At 33.3% G+C, this 19,671-nt stretch carries 14 protein-coding genes; 10 read left to right on the top strand and 4 right to left on the bottom strand.

Annotation, left to right across the window (positions count from 1 at the left end; genetic code table 11):
* The first annotated feature begins 160 nt into the window (after positions 1-160).
* The 10 genes from FYJ58_RS01290 to FYJ58_RS01245 all read left to right on the top strand — a co-directional run bounded on the left by FYJ58_RS01290 (position 161) and on the right by FYJ58_RS01245 (position 13,915).
* Positions 161-979 carry an undecaprenyl-diphosphate phosphatase gene (locus FYJ58_RS01290; protein ID WP_154516074.1) on the top strand — a complete coding sequence of 273 codons (819 nt, stop codon included), beginning with the start codon at positions 161-163 and terminating at the stop codon, positions 977-979.
* A 17-nt stretch (positions 980-996) separates the two neighbouring features.
* Positions 997-1,386: a PPC domain-containing DNA-binding protein gene (locus FYJ58_RS01285; protein ID WP_154516071.1), complete on the top strand. Its 390-nt coding sequence runs from the start codon at positions 997-999 to the stop codon at positions 1,384-1,386.
* Between the two features lie 258 nt (positions 1,387-1,644).
* Positions 1,645-2,625 (top strand): acyltransferase family protein, encoded by a 981-nt coding sequence (locus tag FYJ58_RS01280; protein WP_205839123.1) that lies wholly within the window; start codon positions 1,645-1,647, stop codon positions 2,623-2,625.
* A gap of 567 nt (positions 2,626-3,192) precedes the next feature.
* Positions 3,193-4,401: a hypothetical protein gene (locus FYJ58_RS01275; protein ID WP_154516065.1), complete on the top strand. Its 1,209-nt coding sequence runs from the start codon at positions 3,193-3,195 to the stop codon at positions 4,399-4,401.
* 16 nt (positions 4,402-4,417) lie between these two features.
* Positions 4,418-7,594, top strand: a complete 3,177-nt coding sequence (locus FYJ58_RS01270) for a DUF5704 domain-containing protein (RefSeq protein ID WP_154516062.1) — start codon at positions 4,418-4,420, stop codon at positions 7,592-7,594.
* 85 nt (positions 7,595-7,679) lie between these two features.
* Positions 7,680-8,039: an arsenate reductase family protein gene (locus tag FYJ58_RS01265; protein ID WP_154516059.1), complete on the top strand. Its 360-nt coding sequence runs from the start codon at positions 7,680-7,682 to the stop codon at positions 8,037-8,039.
* Positions 8,040-8,295: 256 nt separating this feature from the next.
* The gene (gene gdhA / locus FYJ58_RS01260) at positions 8,296-9,630 is read left to right on the top strand and encodes an NADP-specific glutamate dehydrogenase (RefSeq protein ID WP_154516056.1); all 1,335 of its coding nucleotides are present in this window, start codon (positions 8,296-8,298) and stop codon (positions 9,628-9,630) included.
* A gap of 217 nt (positions 9,631-9,847) precedes the next feature.
* Positions 9,848-11,041: a GH25 family lysozyme gene (locus FYJ58_RS01255; RefSeq protein WP_205839122.1), complete on the top strand. Its 1,194-nt coding sequence runs from the start codon at positions 9,848-9,850 to the stop codon at positions 11,039-11,041.
* Positions 11,042-11,083: 42 nt separating this feature from the next.
* A complete protein-coding gene (locus FYJ58_RS01250; RefSeq protein WP_154516050.1) occupies positions 11,084-12,583 on the top strand; it encodes an AAA family ATPase in 1,500 nt (499 codons plus the stop codon).
* 30 nt (positions 12,584-12,613) lie between these two features.
* Positions 12,614-13,915, top strand: a complete 1,302-nt coding sequence (locus FYJ58_RS01245) for an McrC family protein (RefSeq protein WP_205839121.1) — start codon at positions 12,614-12,616, stop codon at positions 13,913-13,915.
* A 105-nt stretch (positions 13,916-14,020) separates the two neighbouring features.
* Here the strand turns inward: FYJ58_RS01245 and FYJ58_RS01240 are convergent, their stop codons facing one another.
* From FYJ58_RS01240 to FYJ58_RS01225, 4 genes are all read right to left on the bottom strand, one after another.
* Positions 14,021-15,883, bottom strand: a complete 1,863-nt coding sequence (locus FYJ58_RS01240; protein WP_154516044.1) for an ABC transporter ATP-binding protein — start codon at positions 15,881-15,883, stop codon at positions 14,021-14,023.
* A gap of 1 nt (position 15,884) precedes the next feature.
* On the bottom strand, positions 15,885-18,170 hold the full coding sequence (locus FYJ58_RS01235; protein WP_154516041.1) for an ABC transporter ATP-binding protein: 2,286 nt from the start codon (positions 18,168-18,170) through the stop codon (positions 15,885-15,887).
* A complete protein-coding gene (locus tag FYJ58_RS01230; RefSeq protein WP_154516038.1) occupies positions 18,163-18,636 on the bottom strand; it encodes a MarR family winged helix-turn-helix transcriptional regulator in 474 nt (157 codons plus the stop codon). The genes FYJ58_RS01235 and FYJ58_RS01230 overlap by 8 nt, the downstream gene beginning before the upstream one ends.
* 188 nt (positions 18,637-18,824) lie before the next feature.
* A complete protein-coding gene (locus FYJ58_RS01225; RefSeq protein WP_154516035.1) occupies positions 18,825-19,544 on the bottom strand; it encodes a tRNA 2-thiocytidine biosynthesis TtcA family protein in 720 nt (239 codons plus the stop codon).
* Positions 19,545-19,671 lie beyond the last annotated feature (127 nt).

Below are 19,671 nucleotides of genomic sequence, written 5' to 3'. Positions count from 1 at the left end.
AGTTCGTCTTTTTTATATGAAATAGAGGTGGAATATGATTTTAGTTTTGGACATACAATAATTGTAATTATATTGTAAGAATTTTTAATAAACCTATTATTGTACTTTGTGGAAAACAATGGTATACTAAGCAAGGTAAAAAAAAGAAAGGTAAAGAAAAATGTTAGATATTTTGTATGCAGTTATTTTTGGAATTGTAGAAGGTATTACAGAGTGGCTTCCGGTCAGTAGTACAGGACATTTAATTTTACTTCAGCAGTTTATTCACATGGACGTAAGTGAAGCATTTTGGAGTATGTTTGAAGTTGTAATTCAGCTGGGAGCAATTTTGGCGGTTGTTCTTTTATTTTGGAATGAGTTGTGGCCATTTTCAAAGAAAGAAAAAAATTTTATAAAGCAAGATACGTTTATTATGTGGTTTAAAATTGTAGTAGCTTGTATTCCGGCAGCAGTTGTTCAGTTGGCATGGGGAGATGAAATTGAAGAACTATTTTATAATTATTGGGTGATAGCACTGGCATTAATTATATTTGGTGTTGCATTTCTAGTAATTGAGAATAGGAATGAAACGTTAAAGCCTAAAATTAATTCAATTGGAGAAATTACATATCAGGCAGCGTTTATTATAGGAATGTTTCAATTGATTGCAGCTATTTTCCCGGGTACAAGCCGTTCTGGAGCGACAATACTTGGAGCGATTTTAATTGGAGTTTCAAGAAAGGTGGCAGCAGAGTTTACCTTTTTTCTTGCAGTTCCAGTTATGTTTGGAGCCAGTTTGATTAAAGTGTTAAAATTTGGTACCTCCTTTACCGGAATGGAAATGGCAATATTAATAACAGGGATGTTAGTGGCATTTATTGTTTCTGTGCTAGTTATACGGTTTTTAATGGATTATATTAAAAAGCATGATTTTAAAGTGTTCGGATGGTATCGAATTGTTTTAGGATGTATTGTATTACTATATTTTAGTATTATTTAAGATGGGATGGAAAATAGATGAAAGAGTATGCGTTTCGTTTACACAGAGGCGATGATCTTTTAGGTGAAATCAAAAACTATGCTAAGAAAAATCACATTGAAGCGGCAGTTATTTTATCAGCAGTTGGCTGTGTTTCAAATGCCAGAATACGGGATGCCAGTGGAGTCAGAATTCGGGAAATAAAAGAAGATATGGAGATTGTTTCGATAACGGGGACTGTTTCAGAAAAACGCACACATCTTCATATTTCATTAAGTAAAAATGACCTTACTACAATTGGAGGTCATTTAAAGGAAGGAACTATTGTAAATACAACAGCCGAAGTTGTGCTACTTGGTCTTATGGAAATAAAATTTGAAGAAGAATTTGATCCGGAAACAGGATACAATGAATTGAAAATCAACTGAAAATAGAATAATAATTTGAATTTTATGTGTTTTTTGTTGACAAGGGGAAAAAAAGAGAATAATATTGTTTTGCTTTGTTGAAAAATTATGTGTTCGTTGTAAGTGAGGTAAGATAGTGTGAAAAATAAGCCCGATAGCTTATTTTTCGCACGGCTATTTGTGCCGCAGGCGCCACAAAATAGCTTTTATCGCAGAGCTGAATCTGAAATTCAGCTCGCGATTCCTCCGACGCAATGCGTCTGCGGAATGGAGATTATTATGAAGCGGGACAGTTATTTTGATAATTATAAGGCATTTCTTATTTTTTTAGTTGTAATGGCTCATTATTTAGAACCATTGGGAAACGATATGTCTCTTGCCCTTTTTATCCGCAAGGTAGTTTATCTATTTCATATGCCGGCCTTTGCATTTGTTTCGGGGTATTTTTCCAAGCATAATTCCTTTGAAAAATTAGTAAAACGTTTAATTGTTCCGTATACAATTGCACAAATAGGATTTTACTTTTTGGCCAATTATTTATGGGAAGTTGAAACAGATTTTACACTGTTTACTCCAAACTATACATTATGGTTTTTGCTTTCCTTATTTGTTTGGCGATGTGTGATTGATAGGGTGTCTATGATAAAAGGAATTGTGCCAATTGCATTTTTTATTGGTATTTTAGCTGGGTTTGATGATAGTATTGGAAGGTATTTATCGTTATCAAGAATGATTACATTCTTTCCATATTTTTTATTAGGCTATCAATTTGATAAGGCTAAGTTTATGGAATTTGCAAATAAAAAATCTGTAAAGATATCAGCAGGAATTTTACTGGCAGGTATTTTTGGGTGGCTTTGTTTATTTAGTGAGTCAATTGACATTCATCTTTTTGAGTCATGTTACAGTTATGAAAAGATGGAGTTATCAAATGGATGGCTTCAGAGAGGTATTTTGTACGTAATAGCAACGGGTGTAATTTATTTGATTGCAGTTCTTATACCAAGGAAACAATATTGGTTTTCTTATATTGGTTCAAGGACAATGGGAATTTATTTGACTCATGGTGCAATTGTAAAAACATTACAGTACTGCACATCGATCTATGATTTTTTTGATAGTTCGGCAGGTGTTGTATTACTAATTGGCTTCTCCTTATTATTATGCCTTGTATTGTCTAGTAATAAAATAAACCAGATGGTTGGTAAGTTGTCTTGTATTCCAATTGAGCGGATTGTAAAAAGAAGATGTACGGTTTAAATAGTCATGTATTTTTTATGAACCACCGGTTCGATGTAATATTATAAACTTAACTATTTTTTCTTAAGTTAATAATATTACACTGGACTGGTGGTTTTTATTTCCATCATTCTTCATGAATTACTCTTTTTAAGAGGTCATTTTTGTAATAACTATACCGCCTATTCAACATTCGGTATAGTTAAAGTGCATATAAGAGACAGGAAAAATTAGGAAAAATATAGATTGCGAATGGTAGTAGAATGTGTTATGATGAATATACAAAGCGTAAGTGATAGGAGTAATAATCTAAAAATTATATTCTTAATATTTGTTTTATATTCATATGGGAGATGAAAAAAACAGATATAAATTTATAAACTATAAAAGTTAATTCTTTGATAATTCTATCATTTTATCCTTGTAAGCGAAAGTAAAAAGGAAAGGAGAAAGCTCTAAAAAAATATATGATTTTAGATAGTTAGTGTTGTTGCTTATACGCAATTGTAGATAAGTACATTTGCGTAGTATTAGTGAACCATTTTTTGAAAAAGAAATGAATATTTTTAAGTAAATTGGGAGGAAAAAATGAGAAAACAAGTAAGTGTAATTATGTTCTTTGCAATAATTTTAATAGGGATATCTGGAATGAAAGTTATGGCAATAGAGAAGACGAAAACAATTAGTATTGCTGATTTTACAAAAAAATTGGAGAAAGTGACAGGGATAGACGAAAATAGTTTATATAGGGATAATGAATTTCAAAATCGAGAAAAAGATATTACAAATGGTGAGGCAGCACTACTAATAGATCGTGCAGATGAGAGTATAAATGGAAACCATTATAAAAAGAAAGTATATGAGCAAGTGATAAAAAAGAAAAGAATCACAGGATTAAAGGGAATAGGAGCGAAGAAAAAAGATGCAATATACAAATGCTTTGTAAAAGGAATTATGCCTGGAAAATCAAATGGGGCATATACACAGAGTAGAAATTTTAATGCAAATAAATCGTTGGAAAGAATAGAAGTAAATGGGATTTTAGAACGATTGGTCGATAAAAAAAAGCGAGTGAAATTAAGTCCGGATGGACAAGTTATAAGAACTACAAACTTGCCTAAAAATTATAAAAATTTTTCTTATATTTTGGCAAGTTTTCCAAATAGTTTTTATGAGAAAAAAACTACCTACGAACGAAGCAAATGGGGGAAGAAACCAAAGGAATTTAAAGATTATACTCGACCAAAGAATTTAAGAAAAAGAACCTTTACTTCGTACTGGGGAATCAAATATAAAATGAGTGAAGAACTCGATAAGTACCAAGATATTTGGTGTAAAAAAGTAGAAGATAATTTATGGCTTCGATTAAGTTTTGACTACCAAACAGTGAGCAATCGATGGATTAACGAATTGCGAAAAACGTATATCATTTATGATGACAAAGAAATGGATAAAGATAAACCAAAATATATTCGCAAATATGCCAGTATTGCCAAGAAAAACAAAGTAAAATTGCAAGTGCAACAAGTAGTTGTAGAACCATCTACGATGTATGAAGACTCTGGCTTTTGGGTACGAGCTCATGTAAAATTTAAATTATGTTCTGTAAAGGAGTTTTATTCTGCTAAATCTTGTAAACAAAATTATATGATTTATGGAAATGATATTTACTTGCAATATTTAAGACCAAATAAATGGTATGAAGCAGATTTTGATTTGCAATTGACAGGAAATAACATGGAATATAATGGTGCTGCCTTTGGAATTTCTGATGATTCTTTAGATGATAGTTTATAAAACAGGGGGCATAAAATTGAGAAAAATAAAAAAAATATTATTTTTTGTTGTGCTATTCCTTTTGTTCCCAATACAAAGTCAAGCCGCTAGTGAATTTGATGAACAGGCAAAACCACACTATGAAAAGGATGGAAATATTACGTGGACAACTACAGATAAAAAAGCAAGTCCCAAGGCAACCAGTTGGGAAACGATTGGATTTACGCTAAGAGCTGATAAATGTAAAACATCGAATAGTGGAGTACCGAACGGGAATGACGGAAACCCAAGAAAAGATAAGAAATATGCAACTTTGATGATAAAAGAGGAATGGAAAAAAAGTGAAAGTATCCATAATGGAACACAAGTGAAAACAACATTTACCATCCCCCAAGAAGAAGTAACAAAAGCCGTCAAAAAGGCAAAGATAAACAGCATGACTCTGAAATTATCAGGTGGAAATATTTACTTAAATGGAATTTTTAAAATCAATTATCGCAATGGAAAGAGTGAAAAAATTTTAAAAACGAAAGAGGGAATTTGTAAATTAAGAGAAATTATGTATCCAGATGGAGTGTTTTGGACAAGACCACAGGATTTCAGAGATAGATTTGATGTACCAGTTCCATATGATCCAAAACCTGTACCGGTTTATTTGACTACAATGCGATATGATACGAAGAAATATACAATAATACAGCGTAAAAAGATTACAAGTGTTAAGCCGCATACCAATTTTGAGACGAAAACCAATCAGATTCCTGCAAAACTGGACCTTAAATCGGGAGAAGATTACTATTTATATCGTACTTATTGGGCAGATATGGGAGAAAAAGAGAAAGAGCATAAGAATGGAACTTATCGAAGAGCAAATGGGGACTTGAAAACAAACTATAATCCTAAATTGGATTTTGAAAATTATAAGGTTGAATTAAGACAACTAAGAAATCGTTTTTATGACGTTACAGACCAGGGAATTGAGATAGTATGTGTATATAAAAAATACAAAAAAGCTAGTTCTAAATACTGCCAGGAAGAAATAGAGGAGGATATAATAGAACCATTTGTTGATGGGATCATTCAAGCTGATGAGAGGGGAAGAGAGAAGTTTGATTCGAAAGAAGGAATTCCAAGTTCAGAAATGCAATATGTTAATGTAACGACAAGTGAGTATTTAACACAATATAAATTTCGAAGGTATTATGGAACAAAAACATATCGCAAAAGAATTCCTACCAAAAAGAAGAAAAACAAAGACGGAACGCTTAATCCAGATCGTTATGTAGAGGTTTTGCGGTCATACTCTTATTGGAAAATTATTGAGTTAAATGTATATAAATTGGCGTATGCAACGGTTTGCAATGATTCGTTGCCAAATCACCAGATTACTTTACTACCAAGTCCAGATTATAGTATCCCAAAGATCACTTATGTAAAGCATCATAATCATTTAGAAGAGCCGGTGAATGGAGAAACTACGATAGGGGATATTAAAGTTCGTAATGATAGTTTAATATTTAATGGAAAAACAATTATGTCTGATAATTGGTGTAATACTACAACCATTGCTCCAAATAAACTGCCGGTGACAAAAAGAATATCAGATACAGTCTGCTTTGCGAATCATTTGTTAGTTGATGCTAAAAAAGCAAATGGAATTTATGAGAGTGAGGGGTATGTAACCTATCGTCGGATTTGCCATATAGGAGCTGATTTAGAGGGAAATGAGATTGAATATGCTATTGATAACATTAACAATGTAACAGTGCATACACCGACTATATGTAATATAGTTCTTTCAGATGCAAAATCTTATAATCAGCTCTTGTGTCCAGATCGATCAGTAGCAGGATTAGTGTTAGACCGAAAATTTAGAGTTTCTGTTCCATCAAATGGGTACCATAGTAATTTGAAAGGGTATGGCGAGAACGATTTTAGTAAATATATTTCAAAAAAGGAAGTGAAATTTTCTTTTGATGTTTATAAAAATAGAGAATTTTATCCGGCAGGAAGTTGGGTTACAGTAAATGAAAGCGACAATGAATTTTATTTACCAATCTGGGTAAGTGAAGGATATCATAGTATAAAAGCCAGAACACGAACTATAAATTGTGATTTTAACCATAAGCTGGAAAAAGAAGAGTCAAATGCGAATGTGGAAAATGAAAATTATGTGGCTACTGATGAGAAGATGGTAGAGGTTTCTGGACGGTTGTATGGATTGACATTATATGATATATCAGACTATCCAATATGGAGAAGTGTTTTTAGAAAAAATAATTCAGTTTCTTTAACTGGTATAGAGTATAAGATTGGTTGTAACAATCAAAATGGCTGTTATGTTGGAAGAGATGCGAAGCAGACATTTGTAATGGTGAATGGAAGCCATCCATATTTCCCAAACATAGGAATACAAAAAACGGGGTATGTTTCACGATTTTATTTAACTTCTGTTGGAAATCTAAATTCATCTTATGATGAAATACGAATTACACCAACTTATTTTTACATTGGAAAAAATGGAGAACGAATGGAAGCTGACGTTTATTATACAGAAACAATTGGCGGAAAAAATCATAGTCTTGTAAAAATTGGAAGTGAGTTAGATAAAAAAAATAGAAAGAACATTCGGTTGGGAGAAATATATTTGAGCGTGCCAGAGAGTGAAATTGAGGAAAAAGCCAAATTAGTTGGCTGCAGGATAGAAAAAATTAAATCGGAACAGGCAAAAGCATATTCGTTTTGTAATATAGTGATTCCTGAACAGTTGAGAACATACATTGGTGCCAACTATACCCCGGATGGAAAAATTCCAGTAACCGTTGATGAGAAGCAAGTAGCAAAAGCGATGCAAAAATGGTACTTTGAATTTTATTTGCCGAGCGAAATTCATGTTTGTAAAAAAGGTTATAATATATTATCATATGAGAAAAAGAAATATGGGATTGATTATAAGGAACCATTTTGGTTAAAGGATGGGTATTTATTAGTAAATTTTCAAATAGAAACAGTATCAGATGGTGTTAGAAAATTGAGTTATACAAATGAATGGAATTCGGTATTTGGATATTGTAATATGTGGGAAAAAGAAGGGTTTCAATATCAAAAAAGAGATTTCTTTGGACGAAACTTTTATTTTAAAAATGGAGATGCACTTCTTTATTATATTGAAAAATCTGCTGCAAGAGATTATATTAATTCAGGGACACATTAACTAAAGAAGGAGTTATAAAAAACAAGTTATGGTTATTTATGCAGATGGAGTAACATTTAGTAGGCAAAGCAAAGGAGAGAACGTTATGAAACAATTGATTGTATTGGAATATCCAAAGTGTACGACTTGTAAAAAAGCACTAAAGTGGTTAGAGGAAAACCATATTGCATTTGAAGACAGACATATTGTGGAGAAGAATCCGACAAAAGAAGAATTAAAAGAGTGGTGGGGAAAAAGCAGACTTCCACTAAAACGCTTTTTTAATACGAGTGGACTAAAGTATAAAGAATTAAATTTAAAAGAAAAGCTTATCGGAATGTCAGAAGATGAACAATTAGAGTTGCTTGCGACGGATGGGATGCTCATTAAAAGACCGCTTGTGATAGGAAATAATTTTGTATTAATTGGATTTAAAGAGGCAGAGTGGAAAGAAAAATTGCAATAAAGCATTCAGGCTGGAATAAATTTACTCAAAGAATGATAGAGAAAGAGAACAGAAAATTTGGTTAGAACCTAGCATTATTGCACAATAATAAAAAAAAAGTGGAAAAAATATGCACAAAAAAAGAAAAGAAAAATTGTGCAATGATAATAAAATAAAATGGTATAATAAAAAAAATATTTTCAAATGAAAAAATAGTTGTATAATTATTTCAGGCACTTTAATGTGTTAAATTTAAGATTTAAGGGAGGATAAACTTATGTCGTATACTGATGAGATTTATAATAAGGTGGTAGAGCAGAATCCTGGAGAGTGTGAATTCCATCAGGCAGTAAAGGAAGTATTGGATTCTTTAAAGCTTGTTATTGATGCAAATGAAGAAGAGTATCGGACAATTGGGTTATTGGAAAGGCTAGTAGAGCCTGAAAGAGTAATTTCCTTCCGGGTGCCATGGGTTGATGATAAGGGACAAGTACAGGTAAATAAGGGGTACCGTGTACAGTTTAATAGTGCGATTGGACCATATAAGGGTGGTCTTCGTTTCCATCCATCGGTAAACCAGGGAATTCTTAAGTTTTTAGGATTTGAGCAGATTTTTAAAAACTCTTTGACAGGACTTCCAATTGGAGGCGGAAAAGGTGGGTCCAATTTTGATCCAAAAGGTAAATCCGATCGGGAAGTAATGGCATTTTGTCAGAGCTTTATGACTGAATTAAGCAAGTATATTGGTGCTGATCAGGATGTACCTGCCGGAGATATCGGAGTGGGTGCAAGAGAAATTGGATTTTTATATGGTCAATATAAAAGAATAACAGGATTATATGAAGGAGTTTTAACTGGAAAAGGTTTAACTTACGGTGGTTCTCTTGTTCGTACACAAGCAACAGGATATGGTCTTGTTTATATTTTAGATGAAATGTTAAAGAATCATAATCAGACATTAGAGGGAAAAACAGTTGTTGTATCCGGCTCTGGTAACGTGGCAATTTATGCTACGGAAAAAGTACAGCAATTAGGCGGAAAGGTTGTAGCATTAAGTGACTCCGATGGTTATGTATATGATCCAAATGGTATTCAGTTAGATATTGTTAAAGAGATTAAAGAGGTACGTCGTGGAAGAATTAAGGAATATGCAGAGCAGGTAGAAAGTGCTGTGTATACAGAAGGAAAAGGTATTTGGACTGTTCCATGTGATATTGCGCTCCCTTGTGCAACACAGAATGAGTTAGATTTAAATGATGCGAAAGCATTAAAAGAAAATGGTTGTATAGCAGTTGCAGAAGGTGCGAATATGCCAACAACAAGAGAGGCAACGGATTATTTATTAGAAAATGGAGTTTTATTTATGCCTGGTAAGGCGGCTAATGCGGGTGGTGTTGCAACTTCTGCATTAGAAATGTCTCAAAATAGTCAAAGATTGAGCTGGACAGCTGAGGAAGTAGACGAGAAATTGAAAGGAATTATGAAAGACATTTATCAGAAAACTTCGGATGCAGCAAAACGATATGGTGTGGAGGGCAATTATGTAATTGGTGCTAATATTGCAGGCTTTGAAAAAGTTGTAGATGCGATGAAGGCGCAAGGTATTGTTTAATAGAGAAGTTCTAAGAGAATAAATGAGAATGATAAGTCCTGTAAACCAGTGTTTATGGGACTTTTCTTTGCTTTATAGGAAACTTCGTCTCCTATAAAGCAAAAACGCTCTGCGAGGATGTTTGAATTTTACGATTTGTTTTCAGATGGGATACTTACATTTCAGAAAAATTATGGTAAAATAATGTAAAAAGTTTAGATTATTTATGGAGGGAAAAATGGGTCGTATTGTTAAAAAAGTTATAGCTGGTATATTGTGTGTTACGATACTAGTGCAGGGGGGTATTTTAACGGAGCTAAAAGTAGTAAAAGCAAAGGTATCTTCCATGAAAGGAATTGATGTGTCTTCTCATAATGGAGTGGTTGATTGGGAAAAAGTTGCAGATAAGGGATATGAGTTTGCAATGATACGTTCAGGACTTGGAATGGAGCCGGAGGATGATTTTTATAAAGATGTGGATACACAGTTTGAAAGAAACTATGAGGAAGCTGGAAAAGCTGGCTTAAAAGTTGGCGTATATCATGATTGTGGAGCAAGAACGGCAGAGAGAGCAATTTTGGAGGCAAAATATTGTATTAAGATTTTAAATAATAGAGAACTGGATTACCCAGTTGCATATGATATGGAAAAGGCTGGTACTTTTGCAGGCGGAAAAGCTAATACAACAGAAATTGCAAAAGCATTTTGCAAGGAAATAGAAAAGGCCGGGTATACGCCAATGATTTATTCTTCTGCGTCTCATTTAGAAAATGATTTTGATTTTAGTAAACTAAAAGGAATAAAAGTATGGGTTGCACATTATGATGTCGAAAAGCCTGCCTATTCAGGAAACTATGATATATGGCAATATACACAAAATGGAAATGTGGAAGGTGCTAATACGAATAATGGGAAAGGTGGTTGCGACGAAAATTATTCTTTTATGACGGCCGAATCGGTAAAGTTTTTTAAAGATACTGTGACATTAGGGATTGGAGAGTCTTATTTATCTAATATTTCTTTAAAACCGAAAGGGTGTACTGATTCAATCAAATGGACTAGTTCTGACAAAAAAGTAGCAACTGTTTCAAAAAATGGAACGATTGAAGCGGTGAAATCTGGAAAGACAGTGATTACAGTCAAAACGGGAAGTGGAAAAAAAGATACAATGATTGTAATTGTAAAAAAAGCACCGAAGACGGTTAAGTTGTCTTGGAGTAAAAAGACAATGAAGATTGGAACTAAGTATCAGTTGAAACCTATTTTAACAGCGAACAGTGCAAGTAATAAGATTTCATATTTTTCAAGTAAAAAATCTGTAGTGTCTGTGGACAAGAATGGAATGTTACATGCGAAAAAAAAGGGGCAGGCTATGATTACGATTAAAACGTTTAATGATAAGACGGTAAGTGGAATTGTAGTTGTGAAGTAAAGGTTAAGTTAAAGGTAATAACGAAGGGAAAGGAAAATATGTATGGGAATAAAACTGGGAGAGAGAGAACTATATCCTGAAAAAAATTATATTTTGTATGGACCACCTGGAACTGGAAAAACGTATGAAACTGTCTATTTTGCGGTTGCAATTATTGAAAATAAGACATTGTCTGATATCAAGAATGAGAGCTTTGACAGCGTTATGGAGCGGTATCAAAGTTATAAAAAGAAAGGACAGATTGGATTTACAACATTTCACCAGTCGTATGGCTATGAAGAATTTATTGAGGGAATTCGGCCGGTTGTTGATGAAGAGGACCCCATTGAAAAAGAACTGCCATTTAAAGTAGAAAAGGGAATCTTTCAAAAATTTTGTGAGCAGGCAGAGCTTTCTACTGTCATATCGGATGGAGAATATGAAATTCGCGAGAACCCAACTATTTGGAAGGTTTCTCTTTGCAAAGCAGGAGAAAATGATATAAGAACAGAGTGTATGGAACATGGTCATATACGGATTGGATGGGATGAGTATGGAGAAGATATTGATAAGGTTAAAGAGTATACATATGGTGGAAGCAACGTACTAAATTCATTTATAAATAAAATGCAGATTGGTGATATTGTTATGTCTTGTTATAAAGAGCGTATTGTTGATGCAATCGGGATTGTAACAGGAGAGTATGAATGGGTTGATTTTTATGAACAGTATAAAAGGCAGAGAAAAGTAAAATGGTTGATTAAAGGGATACGAGAAGATATTTATGAATTGAATGATAGAAAGTGTATGACTTTATCGACAGTTTATCGTTTAAATCATATGAATGCAGCAGATATCTTGAAAATTGTAGAACGAAATAAAACAAAGCAAGAAACGAAAAAATATGTGTTTGTAATTGATGAAATTAATAGAGGGAATATTTCTAAAATATTTGGGGAACTGATTACACTTTTAGAACCTGAAAAAAGGTTAGGAAAAAAGGAAGGGTTAAAAACAAGACTGCCTTATTCGGGACGCTTATTTGGTGTGCCGGAAAATGTATATGTTGTTGGTACAATGAATACAGCAGATCGTTCGATTGCGTTAATGGATACTGCGTTAAGAAGGAGATTTCATTTTTTGGAACGACTTCCGGACTGTTCGTTGCTTCAAGATGTAGTAGTAGAGGGAGTAGAGATAGATAAACTACTTGAGGTTATTAACAAAAGGATAGCAGTTTTGTATGACAGAGAGCATACGATTGGTCATTCTTATTTCATGGTATTAAAACAGAAAGGGAAGTGTTCGATTGAAACGTTGAAAAGAATTTTTCGCTTTACAATATTACCGCTTTTACAGGAATATTTTTATGATGATTATGAAAAAATTCGTCTTGTTTTAGGAGATAATGGAAAACTAAAAAATGAGCAGATGATTTGGGCAGAAGAGGTTGAACAGACTCTTTTTAAAGGAGAAAATGATTTAGAAACCGATGATTTGATATATTATCAAGTAAATGAAAAGGCTTTTGATATGATTGAGGCATATAAAAAAATTATTTAAAAATATATGTTTCACGTAAAGGGGATGCAGATGAAAAAAGTATATTCAATTTGTGAATATGAATACTTTACAAGAGAAAAGGTAACAGAGGATTCTAGATATTGTCCTCTTCCGTCTAAGATATTTGATCTTCTTTTAGATTGCATTTTGGCGTATCCGATTGAGAAAAACAAAATACAGACTTTTTTTCTGGTTACACAAAAAAGAAGAGTTGGTACGGTTATACAAGCGACTAATTATGTTGGAACGTTTTTATTAAAAAACGGAGTAGGAATTGAAATTTTACCGAAAATAGTAGAAGATCATACTTTACATAAAGAAAATCGCAAAATCTTTCTTCAAATGCTTATGGAGGTTTGGAAGCTTCCGATTAAAAAAGTAGAGAAGGCTTCTTTACAGGCGGAAAAGAATGGTTTTTTTTGGTGGTTTATCACAATTTTTTTAAAAGAAACAGAAATTCTTGTAAAACAGGGACTGAGTTCCGAATACCATTTGGAGGAGTCTAACGAAAATTTTTTAAAGGGAAAACTTTTATTTTCAAAACAGATTACGAAAAATTCAGTGCATCAAGAACATTTTTATGTCGAAAAAGATGTATTTAATGAAGACAGACCGGAAAATCGGTTGATAAAAGCTACTTTATTAAAAGTAAATAAGGTAGCTGATTCGAAAAATAAGGCTAGAATAAAAAGACTTCTTTCTTATTTTTATCAGATTGATCCTTCTTTTCAAGTTGAAAAAGATTTTGGATTATGCAAAAAAGACCGAAGTAGTAAAAGATATAATACGGTTTTAGAGTGGTGTCAGATTTTTCTTAATCGAAAGAAGTTTGGGATGTTTTATGGAAATGAAAAATTTTTATCTTTATTTTTTCCAATGGATCAATTATTTGAACAATATGTAGCAAAACAGATTTATCAATTTTTTTATAAGAAACAATATACTGTAAAAACACAAATAAAAGGTACTTATTTATTAGAAATAAGGAGTAATTCGTTAAAAACGAATTGTGAGGAAATGAAAGGGTGCTTCGAATTAATTCCAGACATTGCTATTTGGAAGGGAAAAAAACTTATCCTTTTAGATACAAAATGGAAACTTTTAAACATAGAAAAGAGAAATTACGGAATTACTCAAGATGATATCTATCAAATGTTTGCGTATGGAGTTCGATATCAGGCGAAAAAAGTTCTTATGTTGTATCCAAAAAGAGAAAAATTACAGGAAGAGATTATTTTTAATTCAAAAAATAACGTTGAAATTAAAGTGGTTTGGGTTGATTTGCTTCATATGGACCAAACGTTAGAAAGCATTAGAAAGGAGATTGAGTAAAGGAAAATTTAAATATGAAAAATATGGAGAAAGTTTTTTGGAAATTTTAAGATAATATATCCCGCTTATCAGGCAATAATGATAAGCGGGACTATATAAAAAGGATTAAGCGGTTTCTTCAAATTGAGAATTATATAAATTAGCATAAAATCCATGTTGTTTCATTAATGCGTCATGGTTTCCTTGTTCAATAATGTCACCATCCTTTAATACAAGGATTAAGTCTGCATTTCGGATTGTTGAGAGACGGTGGGCAATAATGAAACTGGTTCGCCCCATCATTAGGTTATCCATTGCTTTTTGAATCTGAACTTCTGTTCTTGTATCAACCGAGCTTGTTGCTTCATCTAAAATTAAAATCTTATTATCTGCCAGTATTGCACGGGCAATTGTAAGAAGCTGTTTTTGACCTTGAGATACGTTGGAAGCTTCTTCGTTTAGCTCCATCTGGTATCCGCCAGGAAGTGTTTGTATAAAGTGATGTGCATGAGCAGCTTTTGCAGCTTCAATAACCTCTTCGTCAGTTGCATCTAGTCTACCGTAACGAATATTTTCCATAATTGTACCTTTGAATAACCAGGTGTCTTGAAGAACCATTCCAAAAGCCTGACGGAGTTCACTTCGGTCAAAATCCCTAATGTTATATCCATCAATTAAAATCTGACCTGCTGTGGTATCGTAAAATCTCATAAGAAGCTTAACCATTGTTGTTTTACCTGCACCGGTAGGACCAACGATTGCAATTTTTTGGCCTTGTTTTACTGATGCACTAAAATCATTGATAATAATTTTGTTTGGCTGATATCCAAATTTTACGTGATTAAATGTTACAGTTCCGATTAAGTCATCTGGAGTAACATTTCTAAGCGTTTGGCTTTTGCTATCAACTAGAGTGGCATGATTTTTTGCAGTTTGTTCTTCTTCTGTTTCTTCTAAAAATTCAAATACACGTTCAGCAGCAGCCATTGTAGACTGTAACATATTGGAGATTTGTGCAATCTGTGCAACCGGTTGTGTAAATTGTCGTACATATTGGATGAACGATTGAATATCACCAACTTCAATTACTTTTTTTATATTTAAATATCCGCCGACAACGGCAACGGCAACATAGCCAAGATTTCCGACAAATGACATAATAGGATGCATCATACCAGATAAAAATTGGGACTTCCAAGCGGACTGGTATAATATTTCATTCGTTTCTGTAAAATCGTTTAGTACAGCTTCTTCATGATTAAACAGTTTAATTACATTGTGACCACCAAAGGCTTCTTCTACCTGACCATTTACATGACCAAGATATTCTTGCTGTCTCATAAAGTATTTTTGAGAATGTTTTACTACAAATCCAATTAGTCCTGCTGAAATAGGAAGAATTAGAATCGCGATTAGAGTCATTAAGGGACTGATTGAAAGCATCATGACTAATACACCGATTAAGGTTGCGATTGAACTGATTAACTGGGTCATTGTCTGATTAAGGCTCATTCCCAATGTATCTACATCATTTGTAATTCGCGATAAAATCTCGCCATATGTTTTGGTATCATAGTAATTCATAGGAAGGCGATTTATTTTTTCTGATAATTCTTTTCTTAGCCGGAATGCCATTTTTTGTGATATTCCTGTCATGATAAAACCTTGTATATAACCGAATAGCATACTTGCTGCGTATAAAGCTAAAAGAATTAGGAGAATTTTTAATATCGCATCAAAGTCGATACCACTTCCACCATTTACTTTACTTATTAGACCATTGAAAATTTCAGTTGTTGCTTTGCCGAGTACTTTTGGACCAATAATATTAAATAAAGTGCTTCCAATTGTAAATATAATAACAGCAACAATTGCCGCATAATAGTTGCTTAGATAGGAAACTAATTTTTTTAGTGTTCCATTAAAATCCTTTGCCGTTTCCCCAAAAACGGGCTTTCCATGTCCCATAAAACCTTTTTTTGGTGTCATATTAATGAGCCTCCTTTCCTTTTTCTAATTCTTCCTGCGATAATTGACTGATTGCGATTTGCTGATAAATTTCATTGGATTTTAGTAATTCCTCGTGGGTTCCGATTCCGGTAATTTTTCCTTCATCTAATACGATGATTTTATCTGCATGAATAATGGTACTAATTCTTTGAGCAACAATTAATACAGTTGCATCGGATACTTTTTCATTTAGTGCTTTTCGTAATGCAATATCTGTTTTGTAATCTAATGCAGAAAAGCTATCATCAAAGATATAAATGGATGGATTTTTTGCAATCGCTCTTGCAATGGCAAGTCGTTGTTTTTGTCCACCGGATACGTTTGTACCACCCTGGGCAATTGGTGTTTGATAGCGCTCAGGCTTTGTATTGATAAATTCTTCTGCCTGAGCAATGGAAGCTGCTTCTTCAATTTGTTGCTTTGATGCATTTGGTGCACCAAAACGGAGATTTGAATCAATTGTTCCAGAGAATAAAATTCCTTTTTGTGGAACATAGCCAATTTTCTCTCTCAAATTTGAGAGAGAAATGGAACGGATATCGTTGCCATCTAAAGTGATAGAACCTTCCGAAACATCATAAAGCCGGGGAATTAATTGTACTAAAGTGGATTTTCCACACCCGGTACTTCCGATAATTGCAGTCACTTCTCCCGGTTTTGCGGTAAAAGAAATATCAGAGAGAGCATCTTCATCTGCGTTTGGATAACGGAAGTGTACATGATTAAATTTAATTTCTCCTTTTATTGTTTCAGGAAGAGAAAGAGGGTGTTCCTCATCTTTAATAATAATATCGCTATTTAAAACTTCATCAATACGATTTGCGGCAACAGCAGCTCTTGGTAACATAACAGAAACCATAGTAATCATAAGGAAGGACATAACGATTTGCATTGTATAAGTAATAAATGCCATCATATCCCCAACCTGTAATTCTCCTAAATCAATCCCATTTGCGCCAACCCAGATAATTAATACAGTAATTCCATTCATAACAAACATCATAGTAGGCATCATAAGAGCCATTGCACGATTCGTAAATAATTGAGTTTTCATAAGATTTTTACTTGCTGTATCAAATCGTTGTTCCTCGTGTTTTTCACGGCTGAATGCACGGATGACAGGGATACCGGTTAAAATTTCACGGGACACCAGATTAAGCCGGTCTAACAAAGACTGCATCTTTTTAAATTTTGGCATTGCGACAGACATTAAGACGATAACCAGACATAAAATTACTCCAACGGCGACAGCAATAATCCATGCCATAGAAGTATTTGTCTTTAATACTTTAATAATACCGCCAATTCCCATAATCGGTGCGTAGGCAACCATACGGAACAACAATACGGTAACCTGCTGTACCTGTTGTATATCATTTGTGCATCGTGTGATTAAGGATGAGGTTGAAAAATCATTGATTTCTTTATTGGAGAAAGAAATTACTTTTTTAAATACTTTATTTCTCAAATCACGGCTTACCTTGGCAGCTAATTTTGATGCGAGGTAGCCAACTAAAATAGCAATGACCATGCCAAGAAGGGCAAGACCTAACATTTTGATACCGGTTGTTTTTAAATAATTCATTTGGAATTCATCTAAATTAATACCAACTGTCTTATATTCATTTTGAACAAAAGTTATGGCAATGGATTCGCCAAGCATATCGGACATATCTCCCATTTTTTCCTTTATGCCATCTTGGATTGAGATGATGGCTTCTTTAGGAAGCTGAGAAATGATTTGAAAAAGATCAGCATTTTTATTATATGGTAAGTTCATAGACTGAAAGATTTGTTTCTGCATAGCAATTGCTTCTTTTTCGTTTGAAGTAAGCATTGTCATTAGTATTTCGGCAGGAACCAATGTGTTCGATAATTTGTCTAATGTTTTATTTTTTTCGTTTTTTGAATTGCCAAGTTTACTGTAAGAGAGAACATAAAGTGTTTCATCTTTTAAATCAGGATACTTTGAAAGGTATTCTTTATATTCTTCTTGTGACAGTTTATTTTTTTCTAATTTTAAGTAGTAATTTTCAATTAGAGAGCGTTCTTTTTCATTCATAAATAAGAAAAGATGATTTAAGGAGTCTTCTCTGATTACTTCAGGAATAGGTCTTTCAATACCACCATATTGAATTCCCACATCTACGATATTAGAAGTATATTCAGGAAGCGCCAATTCGCAGTTTGCCTGGATAAAAAGCAATAGTATAATTGCAATCATAATATACCACTGCTTTTTCGCAAATTTTAATATTTTAATCATGATATTCCTCCAATTCCTGACTTAGATAGTGATACATATCGTGAAGGGTGGTAAGCATTTGTTCCACTCTGTCATCTCCGAGATGTTCAATTACTTTTGTCATAATCTGGTCTCGCCGGTTGCGTTCTGATTGCAGAAGAGAACTCCCACTGTTTGATAAGCGGATATAAGTTACACGTCTGTCGCTTGGGCATGCGATACGTTCAATCAGGTTTTTTTCTTCTAAATTTCGCATTAGTTTGGAGGCAGCAGATAGTGTTGTGCCAAGTAGTTTTACAACCTGTGTTGTAGTTGCTCCGTTGATAAGATTTTCTTTTTGTTTATTTTGTTCGGTTATCTTGTAAATTGCAACCATTGTGAAAAACTCTGCTGCCGGGAGTTCCATGTGAACGTGGTATTTTTTATTGAGAAGGCGAAATTGGTTCATACAATGCATAAGTTCTTCGGCTGCTTCTTTTTTATCCAATGAAATATCTCCTTTCTAGTTGAAAAATAATAGTTGAGTATGGAAATAATCAACTAAGGTAAGTAAATATTATAGGTGAATTTATCAGGATGTCAAGGTGTTTTATAAATATTTTAGATTTTTATAATAAAAGTTAATACAATACTTGACAAAATAAAAAAACCATAAGAAGATTATAATAAATAAATTTATAAATTCGGCCAATCAATAATATTGCCTGTTACAATTGCATGAAACATCCTGTCTTTTGCACCCGGATGGTCATGATTTAATTGACGGATGAGTTGTTTGGCATATTCCCTTTTTGTATGTCCATCGACAGGACAGGGGTTTTTACATATAGGAAGATAATATTTATTTTGAAATCCTTTGATATCTTTTTCATTAATGAACATAAGAGGACGAATTACAGTCAGGTTACTTCTTTCAAGATGGGTGACAGGGGGAAATGCATAAAATTGTCCTTCGAATAAAAGTGAGAGGAGCATTGTTTCGACTAAATCATCTTTATGATGTGCATAAGCAATTTTGTTGCATCCTAATTCTTTTGCCTTGTTATTTAATGCTCCTTTTCTCATTTTAGCACAAAGGGAACAAGGATTTTGTTCTTTTCTTCCTTCCATTATGATTGTACTAATTTCTGTGAAAACAATTGTGTGTCGGATTTGGAGCTGGTTGCATAGGTTGGTAATGGCAGTCAAGTCAAATTCGTCATAACCTAAATGGACGCTGATTGCCTCTAATTCAAACGGAATGGGATAAAACTTTTTTAGTCCTGCAAGTGCATAAAGGAGAGTAAGGCTGTCTTTACCGCCTGAAATGCCGATTGCAATTTTGTCATGGGCTTCAATCATATGATAGGTATCCAGAGCTTTTCTGGTATAACTGTAAAGTTGCTGTAATTTCATGTCAGATTCCTTTCTGTTATTTATAGATTGTCTTTTCAAGATAGCACGAATGGGAAAAAAAATCTAGAGAATATAATGAAAAGGAGAAGTTTTTAACACACTTCTTTGTTCTTGTATTCTTTTTGAT

This window comes from Velocimicrobium porci, assembly GCF_009696045.1.
GTDB classification, from domain to species: domain Bacteria; phylum Bacillota; class Clostridia; order Lachnospirales; family Lachnospiraceae; genus Velocimicrobium; species Velocimicrobium porci.
This window is presented reverse-complemented; position numbering and strand designations above follow the sequence as displayed.

Coding starts and splice junctions, on each gene's coding strand:
- FYJ58_RS01290 (WP_154516074.1), top strand. CDS start 161: ATGTTAGATATTTTGTATGCAGTTATTTTTGGAATTGTAGAAGGTATT.
- FYJ58_RS01285 (WP_154516071.1), top strand. CDS start 997: ATGAAAGAGTATGCGTTTCGTTTACACAGAGGCGATGATCTTTTAGGT.
- FYJ58_RS01280 (WP_205839123.1), top strand. CDS start 1,645: ATGAAGCGGGACAGTTATTTTGATAATTATAAGGCATTTCTTATTTTT.
- FYJ58_RS01275 (WP_154516065.1), top strand. CDS start 3,193: ATGAGAAAACAAGTAAGTGTAATTATGTTCTTTGCAATAATTTTAATA.
- FYJ58_RS01265 (WP_154516059.1), top strand. CDS start 7,680: ATGAAACAATTGATTGTATTGGAATATCCAAAGTGTACGACTTGTAAA.
- gdhA (WP_154516056.1), top strand. CDS start 8,296: ATGTCGTATACTGATGAGATTTATAATAAGGTGGTAGAGCAGAATCCT.
- FYJ58_RS01255 (WP_205839122.1), top strand. CDS start 9,848: ATGGGTCGTATTGTTAAAAAAGTTATAGCTGGTATATTGTGTGTTACG.
- FYJ58_RS01250 (WP_154516050.1), top strand. CDS start 11,084: ATGGGAATAAAACTGGGAGAGAGAGAACTATATCCTGAAAAAAATTAT.
- FYJ58_RS01245 (WP_205839121.1), top strand. CDS start 12,614: ATGAAAAAAGTATATTCAATTTGTGAATATGAATACTTTACAAGAGAA.
- FYJ58_RS01240 (WP_154516044.1), bottom strand. CDS start 15,883: ATGACACCAAAAAAAGGTTTTATGGGACATGGAAAGCCCGTTTTTGGG.
- FYJ58_RS01235 (WP_154516041.1), bottom strand. CDS start 18,170: ATGATTAAAATATTAAAATTTGCGAAAAAGCAGTGGTATATTATGATT.
- FYJ58_RS01225 (WP_154516035.1), bottom strand. CDS start 19,544: ATGAAATTACAGCAACTTTACAGTTATACCAGAAAAGCTCTGGATACC.